The organism is Symplocastrum torsivum, from assembly GCF_059505465.1.
In genome coordinates this window covers 79,642-103,510 of the sequence record NZ_JCACKQ010000113.1, presented here as the reverse complement: position 1 = coordinate 103,510, position 23,869 = coordinate 79,642, and the positions used below count along the sequence as shown (strand labels likewise).

General features: G+C 46.5%; 25 protein-coding genes and 1 tRNA gene. 9 read left to right on the top strand and 17 right to left on the bottom strand.

Annotation, left to right across the window (positions count from 1 at the left end; translation table 11 throughout):
• Positions 1-228 precede the first annotated feature (228 nt).
• Positions 229-1,377, top strand: a complete 1,149-nt coding sequence (locus AC5JL3_RS26840) for a ferrochelatase (protein ID WP_496077489.1) — start codon at positions 229-231, stop codon at positions 1,375-1,377.
• Positions 1,378-1,480: 103 nt separating this feature from the next.
• Here AC5JL3_RS26840 and AC5JL3_RS26835 read toward each other — a convergent pair whose 3' ends face one another.
• Positions 1,481-2,026 carry an NADPH-dependent FMN reductase gene (locus AC5JL3_RS26835; protein ID WP_496077380.1) on the bottom strand — a complete coding sequence of 182 codons (546 nt, stop codon included), beginning with the start codon at positions 2,024-2,026 and terminating at the stop codon, positions 1,481-1,483.
• Positions 2,027-2,444: 418 nt separating this feature from the next.
• Here AC5JL3_RS26835 and ftsH point away from each other — a divergent pair, with 418 nt between their 5' ends.
• Positions 2,445-4,400: an ATP-dependent zinc metalloprotease FtsH gene (ftsH, locus tag AC5JL3_RS26830; RefSeq protein ID WP_496077379.1), complete on the top strand. Its 1,956-nt coding sequence runs from the start codon at positions 2,445-2,447 to the stop codon at positions 4,398-4,400.
• A gap of 163 nt (positions 4,401-4,563) precedes the next feature.
• Here ftsH and AC5JL3_RS26825 read toward each other — a convergent pair whose 3' ends face one another.
• The gene (locus tag AC5JL3_RS26825) at positions 4,564-5,157 is read right to left on the bottom strand and encodes a M23 family metallopeptidase (RefSeq protein WP_496077378.1); all 594 of its coding nucleotides are present in this window, start codon (positions 5,155-5,157) and stop codon (positions 4,564-4,566) included.
• 387 nt (positions 5,158-5,544) lie between these two features.
• On the opposite strand from AC5JL3_RS26825, the gene AC5JL3_RS26820 reads away from it, so the two are divergent.
• Together AC5JL3_RS26820 and add are read left to right on the top strand one after the other, a co-directional pair.
• Positions 5,545-5,925, top strand: a complete 381-nt coding sequence (locus AC5JL3_RS26820) for a hypothetical protein (protein WP_192222619.1) — start codon at positions 5,545-5,547, stop codon at positions 5,923-5,925.
• A gap of 312 nt (positions 5,926-6,237) precedes the next feature.
• The gene (gene add, locus AC5JL3_RS26815; RefSeq protein ID WP_496077377.1) at positions 6,238-7,272 is read left to right on the top strand and encodes an adenosine deaminase; all 1,035 of its coding nucleotides are present in this window, start codon (positions 6,238-6,240) and stop codon (positions 7,270-7,272) included.
• A 75-nt stretch (positions 7,273-7,347) separates the two neighbouring features.
• Here add and AC5JL3_RS26810 read toward each other — a convergent pair whose 3' ends face one another.
• Positions 7,348-8,484, bottom strand: coding sequence for a sensor histidine kinase (locus tag AC5JL3_RS26810; RefSeq protein ID WP_496077376.1), 1,137 nt, complete (start codon positions 8,482-8,484; stop codon positions 7,348-7,350).
• Between the two features lie 4 nt (positions 8,485-8,488).
• Positions 8,489-9,199: a response regulator gene (locus AC5JL3_RS26805; RefSeq protein WP_496077375.1), complete on the bottom strand. Its 711-nt coding sequence runs from the start codon at positions 9,197-9,199 to the stop codon at positions 8,489-8,491.
• Between the two features lie 74 nt (positions 9,200-9,273).
• On the opposite strand from AC5JL3_RS26805, the gene AC5JL3_RS26800 reads away from it, so the two are divergent.
• Entirely contained in the window at positions 9,274-9,558 is a 285-nt protein-coding gene (locus AC5JL3_RS26800; protein ID WP_192222614.1) for a DUF427 domain-containing protein, read from the top strand.
• Between the two features lie 67 nt (positions 9,559-9,625).
• Here the strand turns inward: AC5JL3_RS26800 and AC5JL3_RS26795 are convergent, their stop codons facing one another.
• Positions 9,626-9,949, bottom strand: a complete 324-nt coding sequence (locus tag AC5JL3_RS26795) for a hypothetical protein (RefSeq protein WP_496077374.1) — start codon at positions 9,947-9,949, stop codon at positions 9,626-9,628.
• 228 nt (positions 9,950-10,177) lie between these two features.
• Between AC5JL3_RS26795 and AC5JL3_RS26790 the strand changes: the two genes are divergently transcribed.
• The 3 genes from AC5JL3_RS26790 (at position 10,178) to AC5JL3_RS26780 (ending at position 11,970) form a co-directional block, all read left to right on the top strand.
• Entirely contained in the window at positions 10,178-10,960 is a 783-nt protein-coding gene (locus AC5JL3_RS26790) for an SDR family oxidoreductase (protein WP_192222757.1), read from the top strand.
• Between the two features lie 190 nt (positions 10,961-11,150).
• Entirely contained in the window at positions 11,151-11,759 is a 609-nt protein-coding gene (locus AC5JL3_RS26785) for a fasciclin domain-containing protein (RefSeq protein WP_496077373.1), read from the top strand.
• 129 nt (positions 11,760-11,888) lie between these two features.
• Positions 11,889-11,970, top strand: a tRNA-Leu gene (locus AC5JL3_RS26780).
• A gap of 310 nt (positions 11,971-12,280) precedes the next feature.
• Here AC5JL3_RS26780 and AC5JL3_RS26775 read toward each other — a convergent pair.
• The 3 genes from AC5JL3_RS26775 to AC5JL3_RS26765 form a co-directional block, all read right to left on the bottom strand.
• Positions 12,281-12,439, bottom strand: a complete 159-nt coding sequence (locus tag AC5JL3_RS26775) for a hypothetical protein (protein WP_192222610.1) — start codon at positions 12,437-12,439, stop codon at positions 12,281-12,283.
• Between the two features lie 230 nt (positions 12,440-12,669).
• Positions 12,670-13,647 carry a sulfurtransferase gene (locus AC5JL3_RS26770; protein WP_496077372.1) on the bottom strand — a complete coding sequence of 326 codons (978 nt, stop codon included), beginning with the start codon at positions 13,645-13,647 and terminating at the stop codon, positions 12,670-12,672.
• Between the two features lie 445 nt (positions 13,648-14,092).
• Positions 14,093-14,326 (bottom strand): hypothetical protein, encoded by a 234-nt coding sequence (locus AC5JL3_RS26765; RefSeq protein WP_496077371.1) that lies wholly within the window; start codon positions 14,324-14,326, stop codon positions 14,093-14,095.
• On the opposite strand from AC5JL3_RS26765, the gene AC5JL3_RS26760 reads away from it, so the two are divergent.
• Positions 14,325-14,450 (top strand): hypothetical protein, encoded by a 126-nt coding sequence (locus tag AC5JL3_RS26760; protein ID WP_496077370.1) that lies wholly within the window; start codon positions 14,325-14,327, stop codon positions 14,448-14,450. The genes AC5JL3_RS26765 and AC5JL3_RS26760 overlap by 2 nt on opposite strands.
• A gap of 243 nt (positions 14,451-14,693) precedes the next feature.
• Here the strand turns inward: AC5JL3_RS26760 and AC5JL3_RS26755 are convergent, their stop codons facing one another.
• The 9 genes from AC5JL3_RS26755 to AC5JL3_RS26715 form a co-directional block, all read right to left on the bottom strand.
• A complete protein-coding gene (locus AC5JL3_RS26755) occupies positions 14,694-15,380 on the bottom strand; it encodes a cysteine hydrolase family protein (protein ID WP_496077369.1) in 687 nt (228 codons plus the stop codon).
• A 127-nt stretch (positions 15,381-15,507) separates the two neighbouring features.
• Complete coding sequence (locus AC5JL3_RS26750) at positions 15,508-15,897, bottom strand: cupin domain-containing protein (RefSeq protein ID WP_496077368.1); 390 nt, start codon at positions 15,895-15,897, stop codon at positions 15,508-15,510.
• Positions 15,897-17,441, bottom strand: coding sequence for an ABC transporter ATP-binding protein (locus AC5JL3_RS26745; protein WP_496077367.1), 1,545 nt, complete (start codon positions 17,439-17,441; stop codon positions 15,897-15,899). Before AC5JL3_RS26745 ends, AC5JL3_RS26750 begins: the two co-directional genes overlap by 1 nt.
• A 108-nt stretch (positions 17,442-17,549) precedes the next feature.
• Positions 17,550-18,278, bottom strand: coding sequence for a biuret amidohydrolase (biuH, locus tag AC5JL3_RS26740; protein ID WP_496077366.1), 729 nt, complete (start codon positions 18,276-18,278; stop codon positions 17,550-17,552).
• Between the two features lie 311 nt (positions 18,279-18,589).
• Positions 18,590-19,624: a formamidase gene (locus tag AC5JL3_RS26735; RefSeq protein WP_496077365.1), complete on the bottom strand. Its 1,035-nt coding sequence runs from the start codon at positions 19,622-19,624 to the stop codon at positions 18,590-18,592.
• A gap of 12 nt (positions 19,625-19,636) precedes the next feature.
• Complete coding sequence (locus AC5JL3_RS26730) at positions 19,637-20,053, bottom strand: allophanate hydrolase-related protein (RefSeq protein ID WP_496077364.1); 417 nt, start codon at positions 20,051-20,053, stop codon at positions 19,637-19,639.
• 171 nt (positions 20,054-20,224) lie between these two features.
• Positions 20,225-21,151 carry an ABC transporter permease gene (locus AC5JL3_RS26725; protein WP_496077363.1) on the bottom strand — a complete coding sequence of 309 codons (927 nt, stop codon included), beginning with the start codon at positions 21,149-21,151 and terminating at the stop codon, positions 20,225-20,227.
• Positions 21,152-21,238: 87 nt separating this feature from the next.
• A complete protein-coding gene (locus AC5JL3_RS26720; protein WP_496077362.1) occupies positions 21,239-22,327 on the bottom strand; it encodes an ABC transporter permease in 1,089 nt (362 codons plus the stop codon).
• A 74-nt stretch (positions 22,328-22,401) separates the two neighbouring features.
• Positions 22,402-23,577, bottom strand: a complete 1,176-nt coding sequence (locus AC5JL3_RS26715; RefSeq protein WP_496077361.1) for a BMP family ABC transporter substrate-binding protein — start codon at positions 23,575-23,577, stop codon at positions 22,402-22,404.
• Positions 23,578-23,869 lie beyond the last annotated feature (292 nt).

Genomic DNA, 23,869 nt, shown 5'->3' with positions numbered 1-23,869 from the left:
AGCTTGAGTTTTCGATATCATCGCGCAGCTTGTTCAATGAGGCGAGTGCGAAACAAGTTGAATTAAGCTGATATGCATTTCAAGGGGTGAAAGCTTAATTAATCAGTTGTGGAACCCCTACTTCATCCCCCTAGAGGGGATGCTAGGCTAAAGGATAGCCGGGGTGCATCTGAAAACAATCCTAAGATGCCTCAGCTATATAAAGTTGAATCTATTGAGGAACGTGAAGTGGTTGCCACTCCCGAAAAACTACATCAGGTAACAGATCTACCCACTGGCGGTAGCGATCGCGTTGCTGTCTTACTCATGGGCTACGGTGAAGTTGAGAGTTACGAAGACTTTGCTAACTACAACGAACAAGCCTTAAATCTACTTACCGCAAAATTTGCCCCTGTACCCACCTGGATTTATCCACCACTAGCAAAGCTTCTAGCGATTTTTGACTTCCACGAGTGGGGACACCAACATGATAACTTTATCTCTCCCCATAACAAAATCTTTGAGGAGCAACGAGCGGGTATTGAAAAAAACCTGCAAGAAAAATGGGGCGATCGCATTAAAGTTTTCAAAGCCTTTAACTTCTGCGCTCCCTTCCTTCCTGAACAAGTCCTAGAGGAAATTAAAGCCCAAGGGTTTGACAAACTCCTGATTTATCCTTTGTTGGTTGTTGATTCCATCTTCACCAGTGGCATTGCTGTCGAGCAAGTGAACAATGCTCTTGTGAAGTTAACTGATGGAAGCGCACACTGGGTTAAGGGACAGCGCTACATCCCTTCTTTCTACAACGAACCGGATTATATTGACCTACTAGCTCGACTGGTTGAGGAGAAAATCGCCGCCGATTTAGCTGTAGCCCACTTGCCCTCGCAAACGGGTATTGTGCTGATGAACCACGGTTGTCCTCACAAAGCCAAAGGCTTTACCTCTGGCATCATGGAAAGTGAGGCGCTTTATGAGCGAGTACGAGAAAAACTGATTAACAAGTATCCCTTAATTTCAGTAGGTTGGCTCAACCACCAAACACCTCTAATTGACTGGACTCAGCCTAACACCGAGTTAGCGGCAAAGAATCTCATTGACTTGGGCGCAACCGCAATTGTCATGATGCCGATTGGCTTTGCGACAGAAAATCATGAAACTCTGCTGGATGTCCATCACATCGTCCACAATCTGAAGAAACGTAGCCCTCATGTTACCTACGTCGAGATGCCCTGCGTTAACGATCATCCTGATTTCTTAAAGATGGCAGCAGATTGGGCAAATCCTCAAATTGAAGCGTTGTTATCTGAGCAAGCTTTGGCAGTGAACCCTCAACAAGCAGCAGCGCAGGCTTCTCACCACCATCATCACCACGACGACCACCATCACCATCATTAAGGGGTCGTACATAGCCGTCCTAGATGATTTGTGAAAGCGAGATTCCCGACTTTTTAGAGAAGTCGGGAATCTAAACCTCTAACATCTTTCAACAAGCTACGTCTTATGACACCCCACGAAGCTTACGGGTATTTTCTACTAAACTTTCAGCAAACTGATCGAACCGTTGTGAAAGTTGGTCATCCAACAGCTTGCCATCTTTATCAAACGCTTTCCAAGACTGACCGATCGCAACTTGCTCTGGAATTACCCAGCCATGTACCCAACGCATAATTACTCGTAGGTCATTCAGGGCATTGCTGTTAGACTGACCTCCCAGTACACTAATCAGCCCTGTAACCTTGCCAGATAGCTGGTCAAAGCTCATCAAATCCAAAGCATTTTTCAACACACCACTAACACTGCCATGGTATTCCGGTGTTGCCAAAATTAAGCCATCGGCTTCCTGAACCGCTTCACGCAACCGAATGACATCCGGGTAGTCTGGATATTCTTTTTCACCATTACAAAATGGAAGCTGCATCTGGCGTAGGTCAAGCACTTGGGTCTCAGCCCCTAAGGCTTGCACTCGCCGAATCGCTACATCTAAAGCTTGATAACTAGAAGAGTTAGGTCGCAAACTACCGCCAATTCCAACAATCTTCACCATTTCACTTACAGTCTCCACGTTAAACAGCAAAAATACTTTGGCTTAACTTTAGTCAGTTGGTTCCTGCTTTCCCCATAGATGAGGCTTGAGGAATAATCATGCAAGTAAGGCGTACTCATTACGACTACACTTAATATAACAGGTTTTGCAAAAACTTGGCAAACGTTGCTTCCTCACCCATAACAACCCCATGTGTTGTCAGCAAGCGTGAACGAACAGTCAACAAAATTAAAATTACCCTTGACCTTAAAACTTGGGATTAGTATCACAAATCAATCCATTGCCGGATGGAAAGCTACGGCAAGAATTGAGAAAGTTACACTAGAAACTAGATAGTTCAACTCCACGTCAGGCGATCGGAGCGTAACGCGCTTTAAATAAGAGTTGAGTCAAGGCAGGACGCACAAGGAAATGAAAAATGAAAAACAGTTCCTGGATGAGGGCATGGATGGGAAACCAACCAACCAGTGATTTGAGAAAGGAAGGAGAGACGCAGGCGCTTGTCTCGAAGCAACAGAAGCCAAAAGTCGCGCCACGCAACTTCTGGCGTCTTGCCGCCAGTTTGCTGATTTTTCAAGGAGTAATGCTAGGTACTCCAGTTCAAGCGCAGCAGACTGAGCAGAAGTCTCTCAGCTATGGGCAGTTGTTGCAAAAGGTTGATGCGGGTGAAGTTACTAGAGTAGAAATTGACCCAGCGACAAGGGTTGCTAAAGTCAAGCTAGTGGGGCAGAAAGAGAGTGACGCTCCACAAGAAGTGGTTTTGCTGGAGCAAAATTCTGAGCTAATTGAGAGACTCCGCAACAACAAGGTTGAATTTGATGTAGAGCCTACGGCAGATAACTCTGCTGCGTTGGGGCTTGTTGCGAATTTATTTTTGCTCTTATTGTTACTTGCAGGATTAATGATGATCCTGCGGCGTTCTAGCAATAGCTCAGGACAAGCTTTAAATTTCGGCAAATCCCGCGCACGGTTCCAAATGGAAGCGAAAACTGGCGTAATTTTCAATGATGTTGCCGGAATCGAAGAAGCCAAAGAAGAACTGCAAGAAGTGGTTACCTTCCTCAAACAACCGGAACGTTTCACGGCTGTTGGAGCAAAAATCCCTAAAGGTGTCCTTTTAGTTGGGCCTCCGGGTACGGGAAAAACTCTCCTGGCAAAAGCGATCGCAGGTGAAGCTGGAGTGCCTTTCTTCAGTATCTCCGGATCAGAATTCGTTGAAATGTTCGTTGGTGTTGGTGCCTCCCGCGTCCGTGACTTGTTCAAGAAAGCCAAAGAAAATGCTCCCTGCCTCATCTTCATTGATGAAATTGACGCAGTTGGTAGACAGCGTGGTGCAGGTATCGGTGGAGGGAACGATGAAAGAGAGCAAACCCTGAACCAGTTGCTCACGGAGATGGACGGATTTGAAGGGAATACCGGGATTATCATCATCGCAGCGACTAACCGTCCTGATGTTCTTGATTCCGCCCTGTTGCGTCCAGGACGCTTTGATCGGCAAGTGATGGTCGATGCGCCTGACCTCAAAGGACGGCAGGGAATCCTGGAAGTCCACGCTCGTAATAAAAAGATTGCCCCAGAAGTTTCCCTAGAAGCGATCGCACGGCGTACTCCTGGATTTACAGGTGCAGACCTTGCCAACCTACTCAACGAAGCGGCAATCCTCACCGCCCGACGTCGCAAAGATGCGATCACCATGTTGGAGATTAACGACGCTGTTGACCGCGTTGTCGCAGGGATGGAAGGCACCCCCTTAGTGGACAGCAAGAGCAAGCGCTTGATTGCCTACCACGAAGTCGGACATGCTGTCATTGGCACCTTGCTACCCCAACATGACCCTGTACAAAAGGTCACTCTAATTCCTCGTGGACAAGCCCGTGGTCTTACCTGGTTTACTCCCAATGAAGAACAGGGGTTAGTTTCCCGTGCCCAGCTACTAGCGCGTATCACTGCCGCCTTAGGGGGTAGAGCAGCAGAGGAAGAAGTGTTTGGCGATGCCGAAGTGACAACAGGTGCTGGTGGTGACTTGCAAACCATAACGTCTTTGGCACGGCAAATGGTGACGCGCTTTGGCATGAGTGACTTAGGCCCTCTGTCCCTAGAAACACAAGGAGGAGAAGTCTTTCTGGGGGGCGGCTTCATGTCGAGGTCGGCGGAATACTCAGAGGAAATCTCTGCCCGGATTGATGCCCAAGTCCACACAATTGTTGAACACTGCCATGACAAAGCTCGTCAAATCATCCGTGACAATCGCGTTGTCATTGACCAATTAGTTGAGCTGTTGATTGAGAAAGAAACAATTGACGGTGACCAGTTGCTGGAAATCATGAATGAGCAAAGCCAGTTACAAGGGGAAAAGTTAGTCGTTTCTGGTTAACTCATCCCTTGTCAGCAAGGACGTGGATCAAAGCGTTATTTGTTGTTGGTTATTGGTTATTCGTATTCTTTAACAAACAACAAAGAGCAAAGAACAAATAACAAAGCGGCGGACGGCTATTCCTCACCTTCGTAGAAGGCAGGAGTTTCCCGCCGCTTTCTGTTTAGTCTCGCTGTTGCATGTTGCTGGAAACGTTCCCAGCGCTCCCTTGGTCAGTGTACATTGCCCGAAGCACAGTCGCTGGGTCTATATATTGGTCAGCGTACTTTAGACCCCAATGTAGATGAGGTCCAGTAGTACGACCTGTCATCCCAACTCGACCAATTCTTGCGCCAACTAGTATTTGTTGACCTTCCCAGATTTGAATACCACCAGTACGGTCAATGAAGTAACGACCACTTGACCCTCCTTCAACGTGTCCTTTCATGTGGCAGTAGATGTGTGTCCACTCTCCTGACTGGATTTTGATTGAAGTGCCGCACAGCGTATTATCAGAAACTTCTACAACTTGACCCGTCCACCAGTTGCGGATGTAACTTCCGTCTGGCGCTGCCATGTCTAAGCCTCGATGAAATTCCCTACCAGAACCGCCTGTAGCCGAGCGACGGTAGCCGAAACCAGAGGTGTAGCCTTGAAAATTTTCTACAGGAAAGGAAGCTCCTTTCCAGGAATTGGAGTTTGCTGCCTGAACTGACTTAGCTTCTGAGGCACTCACCGATTCGTGCCTTACCCCTCCTAGCGTAATAAAACTGCTCATAGTCAGCCCTAGCAAAAATAGAAGGCTTAGAAGTAACCTCTTGTGATTTGGATGCCATTGGGGTTTAGACGCTTGCTGCATTTGTTCACTCTTATGATTGGTGGTGGCTATGGTTCAGTAGCTGACACCCAAGCAATCGTTCACACCCTCTACTGTGTTTTGAGTAGTAAGAGTTTGTTTCGTGAATTTTTTGCTCACACAAATTTAATTCTTCGCAAGATCATACTCTAGAGTGTTGCTCTGTCAACACCCTATTAAAGGTTTGCTAAGTGTTCAATTTCTACTCTTAGACAGGTTTGAGACTTTGTAAGTATTCAGAATCCTGTAGTTTTGTTAAGATGCCTGAATAGGCTTCAATCTACTGCAACTGAGCCTGTCCCTCAACCGATGCTGACTCAACTATTCCCGTTCCGATTCGATCTAGATGCTAGTGCGATCGCAGGTGCGTCCTTATGGTCGCTGGCACTGTATTTAAGCTTCTCGTCCTTGACCCAGTGGGTGATGGAGCAACTCAATCGTTGGTTTAACTTTGCTGAACGATTGCTCTATACCTCAGTGGAGGAATTTGAGAAAACTCGTAAGGGTAGAGAAGCACAAAATGCTTTATACGCATCACTATTGAGTATTGTGCCTTTTTTACTTATTGGTAGCTTGTGTAACTGGGGCGTTGAACTGAGTCTAGGTCGTAGCTGGGCAATTAGTATGGGTATCCTTGCCTGTATGGGGTGTGGTGTCTATGAACTGGGGCGTCGTGATGGTCAGTCTTGAGTTTTAAATCTTGTCGAGTTTCCAGCCTATTTGTGGAGCGGGACTGGGTGAATTATCCGTATTTCAATGTCAGTCCTTGGTATATGCGATCGCTTTTTCCCTCGTCTTAGGAGTAGCAAGCAGTTAGGCTTATTCCTATATGCAATTTGAATGCACATTGGCTTATTAAATTATTGAAAAGATATTATCGACTTGCTAAAACGGCAACGCTCTGGCTTATGATAGCTTTTCTTCTTAGTGCTTATCTTGACGCGACTACAGAGTAAAACTTTATTGTTACTCCAAGTCAGTAGAAATGCTTACACTTTTAAGATGAATCAAGCTACTAATATGGCTTTACGTTCAGGAAAGACCTGGTTTGAGCAAGTCCCGAAAGTTGAATTGCACCTACACTTAGAGGGAGCAATTCCCCATGAAGCCTTGTGGGAACTTGTACAAAAATATGGAGGTGACCCATCAGTTTCAACCCTTGAAGCACTCCAACAACGGTTTAAATACCGCGATTTTCCTCACTTTATTGACACTTGGCTTTGGAAAAACCAGTTTCTCCGAGAGTACGAAGACTTTACCTTTATTGCAAAAGCCATTGCACAAGACCTAGAGCAGCAAAATATTCGCTATGTAGAAGCCTTTTATTCCCCAGGTGACTTTGCTCGGCATGGCTTAAAAACCCAGGAGTTAACTGAAGCCATCCGGAAAGGACTTACTCAAGTTCCAGGCATTGAAGTGGCATTAGTAGCCGATTTGATTCGAGATTTTGGACCAGAGAGAGCAACTGTGACCCTGGCAGAAGTCAGTGAGATCAAGAGCTTGGGCGTTATTGGGATTGGGATTGGCGGTTCAGAACATGAGTATCCACCAGAACCATTTGCCCAAGTGTACGATAAGGCACGTCATCTCGGCTTTTGTACCAGTGTCCATGCAGGAGAAGTAGCAGGAGCTGAGAGTATTTGGGGAGCTATCCGCAGTTTACAATGCGATCGCATCGGACATGGAACTCGCGCTGAGGAAGATGAGTCTCTGCTTGACTACTTAGCTGAACACCAAATTCCCCTAGAGATGTGTCCCCTTTCTAATCTAAGAACTGGGGTAGTCTCATCTCTGGAAGCGCACCCAGTAAAACGCTATTTTGAGCAGGGTATCGTCGTAACTATCAATACCGATGACCCAAAAATGTTTAATAACTCCTTAGCCCAAGAGTATCAACTACTAGAAGAAAAACTAGGCTTTTCTCGCCATGATATCCGAATGCTGATTATTCATGGAATAGAGTCATCTTGGTTATCAGAAGATCAGAAACAACAGCTTGCTGCCTCATTTTACAGCGATGCGGCTTGGCAAGAATAGGGAGAGAAAATAAGCAAATATTTGGTACAGCAAATGTTTATGGTACTCACTTGTCGTTATCCCAATCCAGTCAACTTACGCCAAAGGCAAGTAAAACCGAAATGTACTGCCTATACCTAGTTGACTTTCGACTTCAAGCTGCCCACCTTGCAGTTCAACCAAGCGTTGAGAAATTGCAAGACCAATACCAGTGCCTCCAGTGTGCTGATTTCGAGACTTTTCAGCACGCCAGAAACGCTCAAAAACATGGGGCAAATCTTGGGCGGCGATCCCAATTCCCGTGTCCGTCACCGCAATCCACAGTTGAGGTAAGCGGCTAGTTGCTCCTTCAGCTTCTGTCCAAGCCCGAACAGTAATCGAGCCTGTTTTGGTGTAAGTTAGGGCATTACCAATAAGATTAACCAGAACCTGTTCTACACGATCAGGGTCAGCGAGTACACTCGGTAGTTGGTCAGGACATTCCAATCGTAATAATGGCCCATCTTCTAGCAACTGGTCAGAAAATTTTTGTACTAGCGACTCCAACAACGGACGCAAGTTAACCGCTTGCAAATGAATCGGTAGATAGCCAGCTTCTGCCTTGGAAAGTTCCTGCAAATCATTGATTAAGCGTTCTAAGCGTCTAGTTTCTTTTGCTAGTTGCTGATAAACCCCTGGGGTTGGCTCAATCCGGGCATCTGCAAGTTCTTCTAGATAACCACGAAGAACAGTTAACGGAGTTCGCAATTCATGAGTGAGGTCACTTACTAGTTCTCTACGTCTATGTTCCACATCTTCTAAACTGACTGCCATACGGTTAAAACTGGTCGTCAGTTGATTGATTTCGGGAATTTCACTCGGCGGCAGTCGTTCATCCAAATGTCCTGCGGCAAACCTTTGAGTAATTTGCTCAATCTGAGTCAAAGGTTGCACAATCCGTTTAGAAACCCAATAACTGAGTCCACCCGCCGCTGTGCCACCCGCAATCACTGCCCAGAACGTGCTGCGATTCCAAGCGGTTTCAAACCCTTTTATTAAATTGGTACGGGCATAGCGTAAAGTAACCCCTCTACCTTCGAGTTGTTGCAGATGCAAAACAAAGAAACGCGGGGAAGACAACTTGCCAATGATCACAAGAGAACTCACTGCCACCATCATGACTAGGAGATGAGAGAGGAAGAGGCGTGATACCAGGGGCAAAGACTTCGTTTTACGTAAACCAGTCTTACTCATCGCTTTAAGCAACAGCTACATCTTCAAACTTATAGCCGACACCGATAACTGTCTTTACAAATGTTGGATTAGCTGGGTCAGGCTCTATTTTTTTCCGTAACCGTGCCACATGCGTATCTACCACCCGTTCATCCCCAAAAAAGTCATTACCCCAAAGTTTATCGATGAGCTGAGTCCGGTTCCAGACACGACCTGGCTGACTGATAAACGTTGCTAGGAGGTTAAATTCTAGCGTTGTTAAGTCTAAGGCTTCTGACTTGCCAGCATCGAGTTGGCGTGTCGCAATGCGTTGATCTACATCAACAGCAAAATGTTGAGTCTGGTAAACCAGATGCTGTCCGCCATGTCGTAGACTACGCCGTAGTAGTGCCCGAACTCTCGCAACCAGTTCTGTCGGGCTAAACGGTTTGACCATGTAATCATCCGCACCAGTCGATAAACCGATTACACGGTCAATTTCCTCCCCTCTAGCGGTCAGCATCAAAATATAGGGGTCTTTTGCACCTGGTTTTTGACGAATTCTCGCACATAGCTCCAAACCATCTAAACCAGGAAGCATCAAATCCAAAATAATGACATCGGGTTGCTGCTTCCCAAACGCCTGCAAGGCTTCTAGTCCATCACGACACCAGTGGCAGGAAAACCCTTCTCTTTCTAAAGCTAGCTGGATGAGCTTGGCGATTTCTGGTTCATCCTCAACAATTAAAATATCCATAAGCTCACGACTAAGTTTTACTCGTACTTATCGCCTCATAATAGTAGTTAGAAAGTTTATTAAGTAAAGTAACAATGCCAAAAGCAATCTGGAATGGTGCAGTTCTCGCCGAGAGCGACAAGTGCGAAGTCGTGGAAGGTAACCAATATTTCCCACCCGACTCGATCAACAAGCAGTATTTTCAAGAAAGCAGTACCCACACTAGCTGTCCTTGGAAAGGACAAGCCAGTTATTACACCATTGAAGTAGATGGGCAACAGAACAAGGATGCTGCCTGGTATTACCCAACGGCAAAAGACAAGGCGAAGAACATTGAAGGCTATATCGCTTTCTGGAAAGGTGTAAAAGTCGAGGTATAGCGAATACTTTAATTCGTTGAGTCGCTGTTCGATGGAAGTAAGTCTGCCTAGGCAGACTTATTTGGTTTTATCTGGCACTTGTTTTAATCGCGTCAATCAGCTTTTTTCGGTAATTTTCCTCTTCGTCGCTAGCGCTGGAGTCTGTTCTAGCAATCGCTCTACTGACGTTGATTTCGTTAGTAAGCAGGGTATTGAGGGTATCTAGCTGAGCGTCAAGAATTTTTGGGTGTTGCTCGTACCAAGAAGCGATCGCTTCTGATATCTTTTCTTCATCATCGGGAAGAGTAGCGGCAAGTTTATCCAGGCTTGCCCGATGTTGAGCCGAAAAAAGCGATCGCTGATTTTTCAACAACTGAATAAAGGCTTCGATGTTCTGTTCGTGGAATGACATGGCTAGACTCTTTAAAACTTTTTGATTTTATTGCAAGACTTGAGACTCTACTCCCGTTTGACACCGTTTATATGGAGTGAGGAACTAGCACGATAAGGCTCTTGCTACAGCCAGTAGTTGAGTATACACACTCTAAACGCGACACCTCCAGACTTCCCTCACAAGAGGGATGTTCAGCCTCTCTCGATGTTTAACCATCAGGTTAGAGAATCGAAGGAGAAAAAGCCGATGCAACTGGCAGAAAGAGTCGCGTTGATCACGGGTGCCGGTTCCGGCATTGGCAAAGCAGCCGCACTGCTGCTGGCGAAAGAAGGGGCAAAAATTGCGGCGCTGGGTAGAACTGAGGATGAACTCCAAGAAACCGTTACTCAGATAAAAGATGCTGGTGGAGAAGCCATTCCAGTAGGGGCTGATATCTCACAGCCTGATGAGATGCAACAAGCGGTTCAAAAGATTGTGAATCAATGGGGGCGTCTTGATATTGTGTTTGCCAACGCTGGAATTAATGGCGTTTGGGCACCTTTGGAGGAACTGGAACCTGATGAGTGGGACAAGACAATCAACGTCAATCTCAAAGGAACATTTTTGACTGTCAAGTATGCCGTACCTTATCTGAAAAAACAGGGTGGCTCAGTTATTGTGACATCGTCCGTCAACGGTACGCGCATCTTCAGCAATACGGGGGCTACTGCTTATTCCTGTACCAAAGCGGCTCAGGTAGCCTTTACCAAAATGGTTGCTCTGGAACTTGCAGAACACCGCGTCCGTGTTAACGTTGTTTGCCCAGGAGCAATTACAACGAATATTGAAGAAAGCACCGAGCAACGAGATTTAGACGAGATTCGCGAACCTGTGGAATTTCCTGAAGGAAAAATTCCGCTAACGGACGGTAAACCGGGTTCATCTGAACAAGTAGCACAGCTAGTGTTATTTTTAGCCTCGGATGCTTCTAGCCACATCACGGGAACAGAAATGTGGATTGATGGTGGTGAGTCCCTGCTGATGGGGTGAAGCAGGAAGCTTTTAGCTGTTGAGCATTATGAAGAAATAGACTTTAGGCGATCACTTAATGAGAAAGCGATCGTTCTGTGTCTGTCTGGGGGTAGAAGCGATCGCCCTCCGGAAGGCTGAGGGCATTAATGTTAAGAAGTAGTTAGGGTTGTTAAAAGTTCTTAACATTATCTGCACCCCAGAATCCCATATGAAACGTATCAACGGTATTTCCAAGATCGTTCTCGTTGGACTTGTGAGTTTGAGCAGTGTCGCTGCGTTATCTGCTTGTAGCCAAAATACACCAGAGGCTAATGTCAGCCAATCACCTGTTGCTGAAGCTCCTGAGGTACCTCCTGCAAATAGTCCAGCCGTTACAGCCTCTCCTGATGCCGCAGCGAGCGGAACAATTGTAGAGTTAGCATCTACCAATGATTCCTTTAAAACGTTCACCAAAGCCGTTGAAGCCGCAGATTTAACGGAAACGCTATCAGCACAAGGGCCTTATACAGTCTTTGCTCCAACTGATGCTGCGTTTGAAGCTTTGCCAGATGGGGTAGTAGACAACTTGTTGAAGCCGGAAAACAAAGAACAGTTGGTGCAGCTTCTGACTTACCATGTGGTACCGGGTAAAGTAACTTCTAGCCAAATCAAGCCTGGAGAAGTAGGCACTGTTCAGGGAACACCCGTCAATGTTCAGGTGGATAGCGCCAGTAGTGCCGTTAAAGTGAACGATGCGACAGTGACTCAGCCAGATATTGAGGCAAGCAATGGTGTTATCCACGCTGTTGATAAAGTGATTATGCCTCCTCAAACCTAAGCAGGTCTTCGATTGTGAGAACCTAAGCTTGATTAACCAGGACGGCAGCGTTTAAGCAGGGCGTTGTCGTCTTTTGACTTAAGTTCATATAATGCTCAAGTTTTTGCTATGATAGCCAAGGCGATGTTCGCGGATGTGGCGGAATTGGCAGACGCGCTAGATTTAGGTTCTAGTACCGCAAGGTGTGAAGGTTCAAGTCCTTTCATCCGCATATAAGACTGAGTAAATAAAATTTGTAGTATTTTTGTAGTATGCTTGTACTACAAAGAAGAGATTTTTGTCTAATTTAAGCAGCTAGTGTCAAGGCTAAAGCCTTTGCTGTACGAGGGTTTGACCGGGACAACAAGTATTTAAACGCGACAAATAGCTCTTTAATGTACACGAGATTTTCAAGAGCAATTGCTTAAAAAGAAGCGATCGCCTTTTACTTAGATGGTTTGTGAGAGGAGGGTCTAGCCATTGCATAATCCTCTCATCCTGCGTCTCCTGCCTCTCACCAGGCACATTGAATAGCCATTGGCTTAGGTAGTGGGTTGGTCTGGATTTGGCGGTTTGCGATCAGGACTCGGAGTTGGACCGCAACTAACAATACTCTCCGGATTCGCACTTTCAGCGATAACGGAGGTAACTAAACTGAACGCGGTTAGTAGTCCCACGATTGATAAAATACTGAGTTTCATGGTTAAAGACCTCCATGGGTTCCAAATACTTCAGGCAATTAGAGGTTAACTGATGAAGGAAACAAATCCTCCACCAGCTACTTTTGATATAGCGGAGGAGGGTATTGAGCAAGTCTAAAGCCAAAATCGTGCGAACCGATAGAGCTAAGCCTTTTAGCGATTCCAAACTGCAATTTAAATGCACAACAACTTATCTGACCGACAAACTGCTCGTAAATAGCATTTTGTTGCTATGCAGCCTTTTCTGGACCAGTCGCTACTGGTAAGTCCGGCTGAGAACTATACTCAGTCCACGAACCTTCGTAGATTCTCACTTTGGGATAACCTAGCAAGTGTTTAAGGACGACATATTGTAGCGTTGCTTCGCGTCCCGTGCTGCACGTCACAATGATGTCTTGGTCTGGAGTAATCCTTCGGTCAGTTAACAGCTTCTGAATTTCGCTTAAGGGTTTCAACTGGTGAAAATTACCTTCATCGGTAGCTGCGTTTCCGACGGTAAAGGTAGGCCAAGGAATATTTTTTGCACCTGGAATATGCCCGTTGCGTACCCAAATATTTTCCTCACCCTGGAATACCTTTGGCGGTCTGGGGTCGATGAAGGTGACTCCAGGTTTGCCAATCAAGCTTTTCACTTCATTTAGAGTTACCCGAATCGAACTGTTATCTCGTAGCGTTAGTTTCCCTTGCTTGTAGTTAGGAAATTCTTTGGTTACAGGTTGACTGGCTTCATACCCTGCAAAGCCACCATCGAGTACTGCTACCTCCTTTGTATGTCCCAATCGTTCTAGAGCGTAGGCGACCATTGTTGCACCTAAGACATCTCGCCCATCGGAGTAGATTAATACGCGACTATTGTCTGTCACTCCAGCTTGGAATAATGTCTGCACTATTTTCTCTGGTTGCCAATACTGCACGGGAAGAACACCATTCGGTCCCCGCAGGGTATTTTCAGCGAGGTGAACTGCGTTGGGAATGTGTCCAATGAAGTAGTCAAATGGATTAATTCGGACATCAAGGATACGAAGATTGGGGTCATTGGCATTAGCGGTAACCCAGTCTGGCGAGACAAATTGAATTTTAGGTGAAGTCTGAGCGGCTGTTGGTGAAAACGGTAGCAGTGGTATTGCGATCGCTAACAATGAGGCAAGAAGTACCAAAAACTTTGCCTTTGTCCTAATAAATTTTCCTTTGATGGATTTCTTTCTCATGCTTTTCCTCCTAAAAAAACTGAGTGATGGGTTTAAATGCCAAAGACTTAAATCGGTTAAATAGCGAAGATTCAGCACTGACTTCAATCGAATGGCACTCCCCTTAAGTCACATTGACACCTTTGTAGGTTGGATTGCGCTATCGCTTAACCCAACCTACTAGCGTGGCAAGCTTAATTTACTGGGTAGAAAAAATCTGAGAAGGGTCATAAATTTGGGTTTTTAGTCTTTGGTTGACCCAACATTTTTAGCTTGCCACGCTACTACGGTTTCTATTTTTCGCCTAACTTCAGTGACATTTGACTTAAATCCTTCTTGCGCCGCCTGTTGTAATCGAGTGGGAGTAACTTACCCAGTACCGCTCGGTTGATTGCTCACGCTTTTAGCATTTTCCTCAGTTAATCACCTATTCCTACCGATTTAACGTAGTTTAGAGGAATGACAATCAAAAGTCTAGTCCCGACTGAGGTTTGTCCCCTAACGGGTTAAAGACTTTTATCAAGGCTAAATATAGTACATAGAATTCAACTGGCTGTCGTCTCGTTTTTGTCGCAAATCCTGTGCACAATGGCTGTTGAATGCGATCGTCTATCCTCTGAGTCGAAGGGCGATCGCGGATATGGATGGGAGTTCGATCGCTCAATGTAAAATCGAGCAGCAAAGATTTCCAGAGAATCATGACTCACACCCTCAGCACTCAACATCTTTCCCCAGAAGCGATCGCTCAGCTTCTTAATTATTTGCCTGATTACATAAAAGCTGCCCTTTTGGAGAAGTCTAACTGTTGTTCGGGCGATCGCTAATCTACTCTCTGTGCTGGCTCCTCTATATTGTCCTTAGCTGCTGGATTAGGAGAAACAATAAGAACCCTACGCCCAATCTGATCCACTAGCTCACTTTTAGAACTTAGCCCCAACTCTGCCCGTGCAAGCGAAACCAGTAGGAATTCAAGTCGTTCAAAGTAAATACAATTTTTGCAATTTGCGCCTCGCCACCCTCATGCGTAGGGTGGCTTTAGTTCAGCCATTTCTCCTGACTCAGGTAAACTAACAACCAACAACTCTTAAGACTTCTAGTGCTTGTAGAACATTTGCCGCAGGTGCCGTCCAACCGATAATCCCGCCTTGAGCAGTCATCATTGCCAGTGTCGATTGTTTAAATTCTGGAAAATAGCTTTCAGTTGCATCTTCAACCATAAGGCACTCAAAACCGCGATCATTTGCCTCCCGCATAGTAGTCTGAACACAAACTTCTGTTGTTACTCCCGTTACCAACAGGTGAGTGATTCCCTGTTTGTGTAGCAAGGCTTCTAAATTTGTCTGGTAAAAGGCACCTTTCCCTGGTTTAGTAATTACTGTTTCACCAGGTAGGGGTTCTAATTCTGGAATGATTCCATTCCCCGGTTCGCCAAAAACTAAAATCCTTCCCATTGGCCCTGTATCCCCAATTTTCAGGGCGCTTTGCCCTCGATTCCGCTTTGACGGTGGACAATCGGATAAATCAGGTTGATGGCATTCAATCGTGTGAAAAATTGGGAGTTGTTTAGCCCGAAAGGCTTTTAACAACTGCTTGAGAGTTGGAACAATTGCCTGGAGTCGCGTTACATCATTGCCCAAAGCATCGCCAAAGCCTCCTGCTTCGAGAAAATCTCGCTGCATATCAATGATGATTAACGCTAAACCCCCATTAAGAGGGAGTTCATAACTATAGGGTTGAGCAGAGATTGAAGCCATTGTTGTGGTTAAAGGATATCTAAGAAGTATCAAAGAGTGTTCGATCCCCCTAAATCCCCCTTAAAAAGGGGGACTTTGAACAGCTCGGTTCCCTCCTTTTTAAGGGGGGCTAGGGGGGATCGTCATTTTAGTTGTTGGTTGTTGGTTCTTGGTTGTTGGTGGTTTCACAACTGGTGATGGAAATCGGTTTTTCCCAAATTGCTAGGACAATACAACCGTCTTTGCTAATAACCTTGTGATTACTACTTGGTGGGTTAATTACAAGGGTTCCTACTTGGTGTTCACCGTTTTGATCAGTTTGTGAACCAGACAAAATAAAGATGTGTTCAAAACCGATATGGTCATGTTGGGGAACACTTGCTCCGGGTTTATAGCGTAATAATGCAGCGGCTGCACCTTTTTCTCCATCTTTATAGAGTCGGTAGATATCAACCCCTATACGGAAAGGTTCCCAGGATAATTCATCTTGCCGTACTGCGATATTGAGTAAGTCTTTGAGAATTAAAACTTGTTGCATTAGTGTCCTGCCATACTGCGTCCAATCGTGGCAAAATCAGCATTACTTGTCGCACTTTCATAAACAAACTTGCCATCGCTAATGACTAAAATCCGGTCAGCGAGTTTCAGCAATTCATCCAAATCTTCGCTTACAAGTAATACGGCAACGCCTCGGTTTCGTGCTTCAACAATCTGAGTGTGAATGAACTCTACCGCCGCAAAATCTAGACCAAAGCAAGGGTTAGCTGCAATCAATAGCTGAATGTACTCGGCAGAGAGTTCTCGTGCTAGGACAGCACGTTGCACATTGCCTCCCGAAAGGTTGCCAATTGGTGTTTCTGTTGAAGGCGTTTTCACTGAAAATCGAGCAATCAAACCTTGAGCCATCTGTCGCATTGCCTGGAACATCAGTAGCAATCCTTTGGCTTGGGGGGGACGGTCAAATGTCCGCAGTGCCATGTTTTCAGCAACACTCATGTGCGCGACACAGGCGTTGCGTAGGGGTTCCTCTGGTAATGCGAAAATGCGATGGCGATACATTTGCGATCGCGTTGCAGTATATACTTCACCATTAACCAACATCTGTCCTGCTGTTGCCGGACGTTGGCCGGCTAGTACTTCAACCAGTTCCCGTTGACCATTACCAGAAATACCTGCAATACCAACAATTTCACCACTGTGGACGGTCAGGTTTACGCCGGAAACAGCCTCTAAACCATTGTCTTTGTCGGCATGAATACTTTGAATTTCTAGGACAGGAGTTGTGGCTTTGAGTTTAGTTTTTTCAACCTGTTTTGGCTCTCGTTTCTCTCCCATCATCATCTCAGACATGTCTGAGACGGTGAGATCTTTCACCAAATCACGACCTGCAAACTTGCCCTTTCGTAGTACGGTAATTTCATCACAAAATGCCATCACTTCCCGAAATTTGTGGCTGATGATTAATACACTCAACTTTCCAGCCGTTACTTCTTGACGAAGTAAGCCTAAGACTTCATCTGCTTCTTGTGGGGTAAGGACAGAAGTTGGTTCATCCAGAATTAAAATGCGGACTTTGAGATAAATTTGTTTAAGGATTTCTAGCTTTTGCTTTTGCCCTGCGGCTAATTGTGCGATCGGGACATCTAGAGGAACTTGAAAAGGAGCGGTTTGCATGAAGGCATTTAACTGCTCGTATTCTTGTTTCCAGTTGATTAGATTGGGGCTATCGAAGCGAGACAGCACAAGATTTTCTGCCACGGTCATCGCTGGAACTGAGGTAAAGTGTTGGTAAACCATGCCGATGCCGTACTGGTGAGCATCACGAGGACTATTGATGGTGCGTACTTGTTTATCAATCAGCACCTGACCTGAGGTAGGGGTGTAGAAACCCATGATGCACTTCACTAAGGTACTTTTACCGGCTCCATTTTCTCCAAGTAAGGCGTGAAAGGTTCCTGGCTTCAGTGTCATTGACACATTATCTAAGGCGGTAAAGGTACCAAATTGCTTGGTCATGTTCACCACTTCTAGTTCTAATGGCTTATCTATCTGTATAGGAGTGCTGGCTGTTATGGTGTTCATCTGGTTGTCAGTAGTTTGTTGTTTGTTGTTTGTTGGTTCTGCTTTTTGGTCACTAATAACTAACAGTTCAAAACTATTGTTGTAAGGTGGAGAACGTCTGACTTCTGCTCATGGGCGACTCGAAGCTAGCTGAGTGCCGACTGCTGATGGCTGAGAGCTATGAACTGCTTCAATAAAGGCGTTTGAGTCGGCAACAGCTCCAAAAACACCTCCTTGCATTTTGATCATTTTGAGGGCGGCGAGGTAGTTGCCGTAGTCGGTTGCGGCGGTGCAGTCGGATAGCAGTAGGCATTCGTAGCCTCTATCGTTGGCATCGCGCATGGTGGTGTGGACGCAGACATCGGTTGTAACACCAGTCAGGATGATGTTTTGGATGCTTTTCCTCTTTAGGATTAGGTCTAAGTCTGTGGCGTAGAATGAGCCTTTTCCAGGTTTGTCGATGATGATTTCTCCGGGGAGGGGGGCGAGTTCGGGGATGATTTCCCAGCCCATTTCACCGCGTACTAGGATTTTGCCGCAGGAGCCGGGGTCGCCAATGCCTGCTCCGATTTGACGCGATCGCCATTGTTTGTTTTCTGGCAAGTCGGAGAGATCGGGGCGGTGTCCTTCGCGGGTGTGGATTATGGGGAAGCCTTTTGCTCTTGCTATTTCTAGTACTCGCTGGATTGGTTCGATGGGGGCGCGAGTTAGGGAGAGGTCGTAACCCATTTTGTCAACATAGCCACCGTGTCCGCAGAAATCGACTTGCATGTCGATGATTAGCAGGACTGTGTTTTCTGGACGTAAGTCTCCGTTGTAGGGGTAAGGATAAGGTTCGGCTTCAATGAAACATCCCATAGTTGACCTCTGTAGGTAGTGAATAAGTTTTAGGTAAGGTTTAACTACCTTGCTTTCCAATGGTTTGTTGGTATTTGTGGTTTCTGGGAAAAACCCGGATTGGGGGGAGGTCCCCCCCCAAACCCCCCCACTGGGGGACGGAGTGCCTCCTCCAGACCCCCTGCACAAGGTGTTTTCGCGGGTGAATAGAAGATTTTTTGGGTTATTGCAAGGGTTGGGGAATGTGGGTGAGGTTGGGGAAGAGGAGTACATAAACATTGCAATGAAAATCCCTCTCCCCTAACACCTACCACCTATTTTCAGGTTAGATGTCAGCCGATCGCATTTGATACGCGATCGCTCGTCGGGAGTTCTTCTCCTTGGTAGTCTCTTGTGGGTGCTGGGAAGCCGCAGGAGGTGCCGTCGGTGTGAGCTACTTGGTCTTCCCAAGGTAGTCGGTAGCAGCCATTGACTAAATCTTTCATGTATGTATAGGGGCAGTCTTGAGCGCCTCCTTTGACGGCGACGTAACCTCGGTGACCAAATTGGTATATGTTGTTTTCTACGCTCCAGAGATGCCGTGCTTCTTGGACTAGTTTGGGTCGGATTTCTGCTGTGATGATTTCATTGGGGCGACTGCTACCTGTGACGATTGGGGTGCCGTCGAAGTTGACAATCATACCTTCACCCATTGAGTCGAAGGTGCCGTCAGTGCCGCACATACATACGGAAGCGGTGTACATTAAGTTGCAGAAGGCGTTGGTTTGGTTGGTGATTTTCCAGCTATGACGGATGGGTGCGGTGTAGCCTGCTGTGCGGAGCATGATGTCTGCGCCTTTGTAGGCACATTCTCGTGCCATTTCTGGAAACATTCCGTCGTGGCAGATGATTAGGGCTAGGGTGCTGCCGTTCGGTCCTTCGCAGACAGGGATGCCGAGATTACCGGGTTCCCACGGTTCTACGGGTACCCAAGGATGGAGTTTGCGGTAGTAGAGTTTTAGTTCGCCTTTGTCATCAATGATGATGCCGCTGTTGTAGGGGTTGCCGTGAGGATTGTACTCCATGATTGAGAAACAGCCCCAGATTTGGTTATCTCGGCAAGCTTTTTGGAATGCCTGGACTTCTACTCCATCTATGCGACACATGATTTCTGGATTGGTGTCCATCGACAGACCGTGTAAGGCATATTCTGGGAAGACGACTAAATCCATTGTTGGGAGATTGCGTCTTGCTTTGGCAACTAAGGTGCAAATGCGATCGCATTGTGCGGCTAAGTCGTCAGGCGTAACCACGTTCGGTAGTTGCAATTGCACTAAACCGATAACGACACCATCGGGTGACTTATTTAAACCGCCTAGTCCACTCATGTTTTGCCTCTTCTATGTTTGAGCTAAGGGTGATGATTGCTTGATTTCCAGTGATTCGATGTAGGTACGCCAACCACCCCATTGAGTAATCTCTTGCTTGTTTTCACAAGCGATTGGTTCTCCTAAAACCCCCAATACGATTTCGCCATCGGTTAAGCGAACCTTGCCAATGCATAATCCTGGTGGTTCTTGCAATAAAATCGTTGCAAGTCCGGCAGCAGGAACTAACCAGACTTCAACCGCGATCGCTGCCCCTCCATCCGAAACTCGCACCATTGCTGGATACTGGTCATCAATTGACCAAAGTCGATAAGCGGGTTCTGTGGTTGCTTCTCGTCCAAAAATTGCACCTATGGCGAGAAGATTACCGTTGAGTTCCAATCCATGCATCAACGTGCCATTCACTGCAAGCTTTAACGTATCTGACATTGTTCAGTTATTTGTTGTTTGTTGACTGTTCACTGTTGACTATTAATAATGAACGATTAATTTCTGCAAGAACTGTGATGAGTTACAAAGAACAATCAAGAACAAATGACGATTCATACAAAGTTGAGTCCAAACATCACGTTTAGATGCAAGCTATTAGCTGAAAGCTGACTACTGAGTAGTACCTAATGCTCCTGGTACACCTGTTAGCGTTCGCTTTGGTGAGCAGGTGATAATCATGATTGCTAGCGTCAGGATGTAGGGTGCGGCATTAAATAAGTAGTAGTAGGAGTCTACGCCGACAGATTGGAGCGCAGGACCAAGTGCTTGAGCGCCACCAAATAGTAATGAGGCATATAAACATTGCATCGGATTCCAATGGGCAAAGATTACCAATGCTACTGCCATCAGTCCTTGACCACTGGAGATGCGCTCACTCCAGATGCCGGGGTAGTAGAGGGACAGTGAAGCTCCACCAATTCCGGCTAAACAGCTTCCAGCGATAATGCAGAGCATCCGTACTCGTCTGATCGAGACTCCCATTGCCATAGCCGCTTCAGGACTATCCCCAACAGCCCGGATAAATAAGCCCCAACGAGTTGATTTAAAGAACCACGCTAGCAAAGGCGCGATCGCAACACCGAGTAAGAAAAGTGGGCTAATTTTTAAAGCTGATTCCAAAGCTGGCATACTACTCCATCCCCCCAAATCAATCGTAGGAAGTTGTGGGGCTTTGGGTTGGATAAAGGGTTTGCCGAAGAAGAAGGCAATCCCACTACCAAAGATAATCATGGCGATACCGACAGCAACATCATTAACTTTGGGTTGTTGGGTAAGCCAAGCGTGGATGAAGCCTAAAACCATACCTGCAAGTCCAGCGACAATGACTCCTAGCCAAGGGGAACCTGTTAGATAAGAAATGGCGTAGGCACTCATTGCTCCAGTTAGTAGTGTTCCTTCTAATCCAAGGTTGATTTTGCCGCTTTTCTCAGTTAGGCATTCTCCTAGGGAGACAAAGAGAAAGGGAGTGCCACCCCGCATTGTTCCGGCTGCGATCGCTAGGGGTACGCCCCACCAGCCTAGTGCTTCTGTTGCCACTTGGTTCCTCCTTTGTTGGTTATTGGTTGTTAGAAAGAATGCAATTTCGTCGTGCTAAAAACAAAAGACAAAAAACTAACAACGTCTTTAGACTGTTACGGCTGATGGCTGGCTGCTGACGGTTATTGCTGGTTCTTTAAAGATTGCGAAACGTCCGTAAAGTGATTCGCTATACATGACGACTAAGAAAACTAGTCCTTGGAATACTAGGACAGTGGCATCCGGGAGTTGATGCGCCCGTTGCAAGATTCCACCACTGGTGAGAATACCACCCACCAAAATCGAAACTAATGTGGCGGCGAGGGGGTTATGTCGGGCGATGAAGGCAACTAAAATTCCGCTGTAGCCGTAGTTGGAATTGAGGGATTCATTAGCGCGTCCATGTACGGCGGCTACTTCCACCATGCCTGCTAAACCAGCACAGGAACCTGCGAGGAAGCAGATTGCCATTGTAAGTTTGCCAACAGGGAGTCCGGCGATTCGGGCGGCACGGATGTTGCCTCCGGCGGTGCGGGCGGCAAAGCCAAAGGTGGTACGTTGGATGAGGAAGTAGGCGATGATACAGGCAATTAAGCCATAGATCAGTCCGTAGTGAACGCGGGTGCCTGGAAGGGTTCCCAGCATATTGACCTCGGCAAGCGGGTAGCTAGAGGGTTTGTTGAGGGAACTGGGATCGCGCATTGGGCCACCAACTAGATGGTTCAAAAGAGCGATCGCAATATAGTTCAACAGCAAACTACTAATGGTTTCATTGACTCCCCTGTAGTGACGCAATGCACCTACAGCACCAATCCACAATCCCCCGCAGATGATACCACCCAGCGCCATTGCAAGCTGGACAACTAAGGGAGGAGCGTTACCAAAGGCAAGTCCCATGGCAACTGCACCAATTCCCCCAATCACCAGTGCGCCTTCATTCCCAATAATAATCAAGCCCAAACGAGCAGGAAGTGCTGTACACAGGGAAGTCAGCATCAACGGTGCTGCCCGAATCAGAGTATTTTGAAAGGCACGCCAACTACCAAATGCTGCTTTGTAAATCGAGGCATAAACCCCAAACGGGTTCGCACCCACCGCTGCACAAAACACACCAAATAGAACTAGGGAAAAGAAGAGTGCCGCCAGTGGAATACAAATAGCCTCTAACGTTCTACGCCAGTTGTGACGGTTAATCATAAAGCGAACACCCAATAACAAACAACAAACAACAAACAACCAACAACAAACAACCAACAACCAACAACCAACAACTAAACCTTTCCGACGACTCCTTCTGCCAGCCAATTCATTTTTTCGAGTTCAGTATCTTGCTGTTTGAAACTCTTACCAGCAGGAATAACAACTTTGCCCGCGTTATCTTTCAGCGCACCTTGGTAAATCACCATGGTGTCATCCATAAACTTGGCTTTCACCCCATCAGCACCCTTTTGTGCTGCTTGGGCGACGGCTGAACCATACGGCGACATCTTTAAAAAGCCTTCCTTCAACCCGCCTCGAACTATGTTCGGGATGCCACCATTCATCAAGGTTTTGCCAGCTTTGATCATTTCGGCGTACTCAGAGTAAACTTTTGTCCAGTCCCACTCGGCACCTGTCAGATACCCTTTGGGGGCTAGCGTCGCTTGATTGGCATGATAGCCACTACTGAAAATCCCCCGTTTCTCCGCTGTTTCAATCACAACTTTCGGGCTGTCTACGTGGCAGGTGAGAACATCAATTCCTTGGTCAGCCATACTATTCGCTGCTTCTGCCTCTTTAACGGGTAATGCCCAGTCTCCGGTGAAGATAACTTGTGTGGTGATTTCTGGCTTTATGGTACGGGCACCTAGGGTGAAGCTGTTGATATTCCGTAAAACTTGGGGAATGGGCTTAGCCGCAATAAAGCCTAACTTGCCAGTCTTGGTGGTATGTCCGGCGACGATACCTGCCACGTACTGAGCTTCATCAATGTAGCCGAAGTAACTCCCGACATTTTTTGGCATTCCTTCCTGGTAGAGTCCACCACAGTGGAAAAACTGCACTTCGGGATACTCTTTAGCCAGTTCCAGGATGTGGGGGTCAAAATAGCCGAAGGAGGTGGGAAACAATACAGTTACGCCATCTTCCTCGATCATGTTCCGCATTGCTTCCTGAACTTCAGTGGTTTCCGGAACACTGGCTTGCTCGACAATTTTTACTCCAGGAATCTTCGCAACACCTGCTGCCCCTTCAGCATGGGCTTGGTTATAGCCATAGTCATCTTTTGCCCCCACATAAATGAATCCCATGATCAGTTCACCATCTCCACCTGCCCCAGCACCCGCTTGACTTCCGGTTGATGAACTGCATCCTGTGCCAAATTTTGAGGTCACTCCAAAGGCTGTGGTAGCTAAAATGCCACGGATGACTTGACGGCGGGATAAGTGCAAATACCTTCTCGTACTCACTAGTAGACTCTCCTTGCGACTGACCGTTATCTGTTATTGACTAACCACCGACCATTAGTTGCTTTTGCCTTATCAAGTTGCTCAAACAGCGCACCTAGGTACGGACTACCAGATCAAAGCTGACGGCTGATAGCTGAGTGCTACTTGGTATCAGCTTTGGTTTAAAGAAAGATTAGCAGTGTCCTTCAATTTCCAGGGTTCTCAAAGGTGCGATAAAGGTTCGATAAAAGTTCGACAATACTCAGGGCAAAGTCCTCAGAATGTCATCTAAGTAACAGTAGGCGGTTTTCCG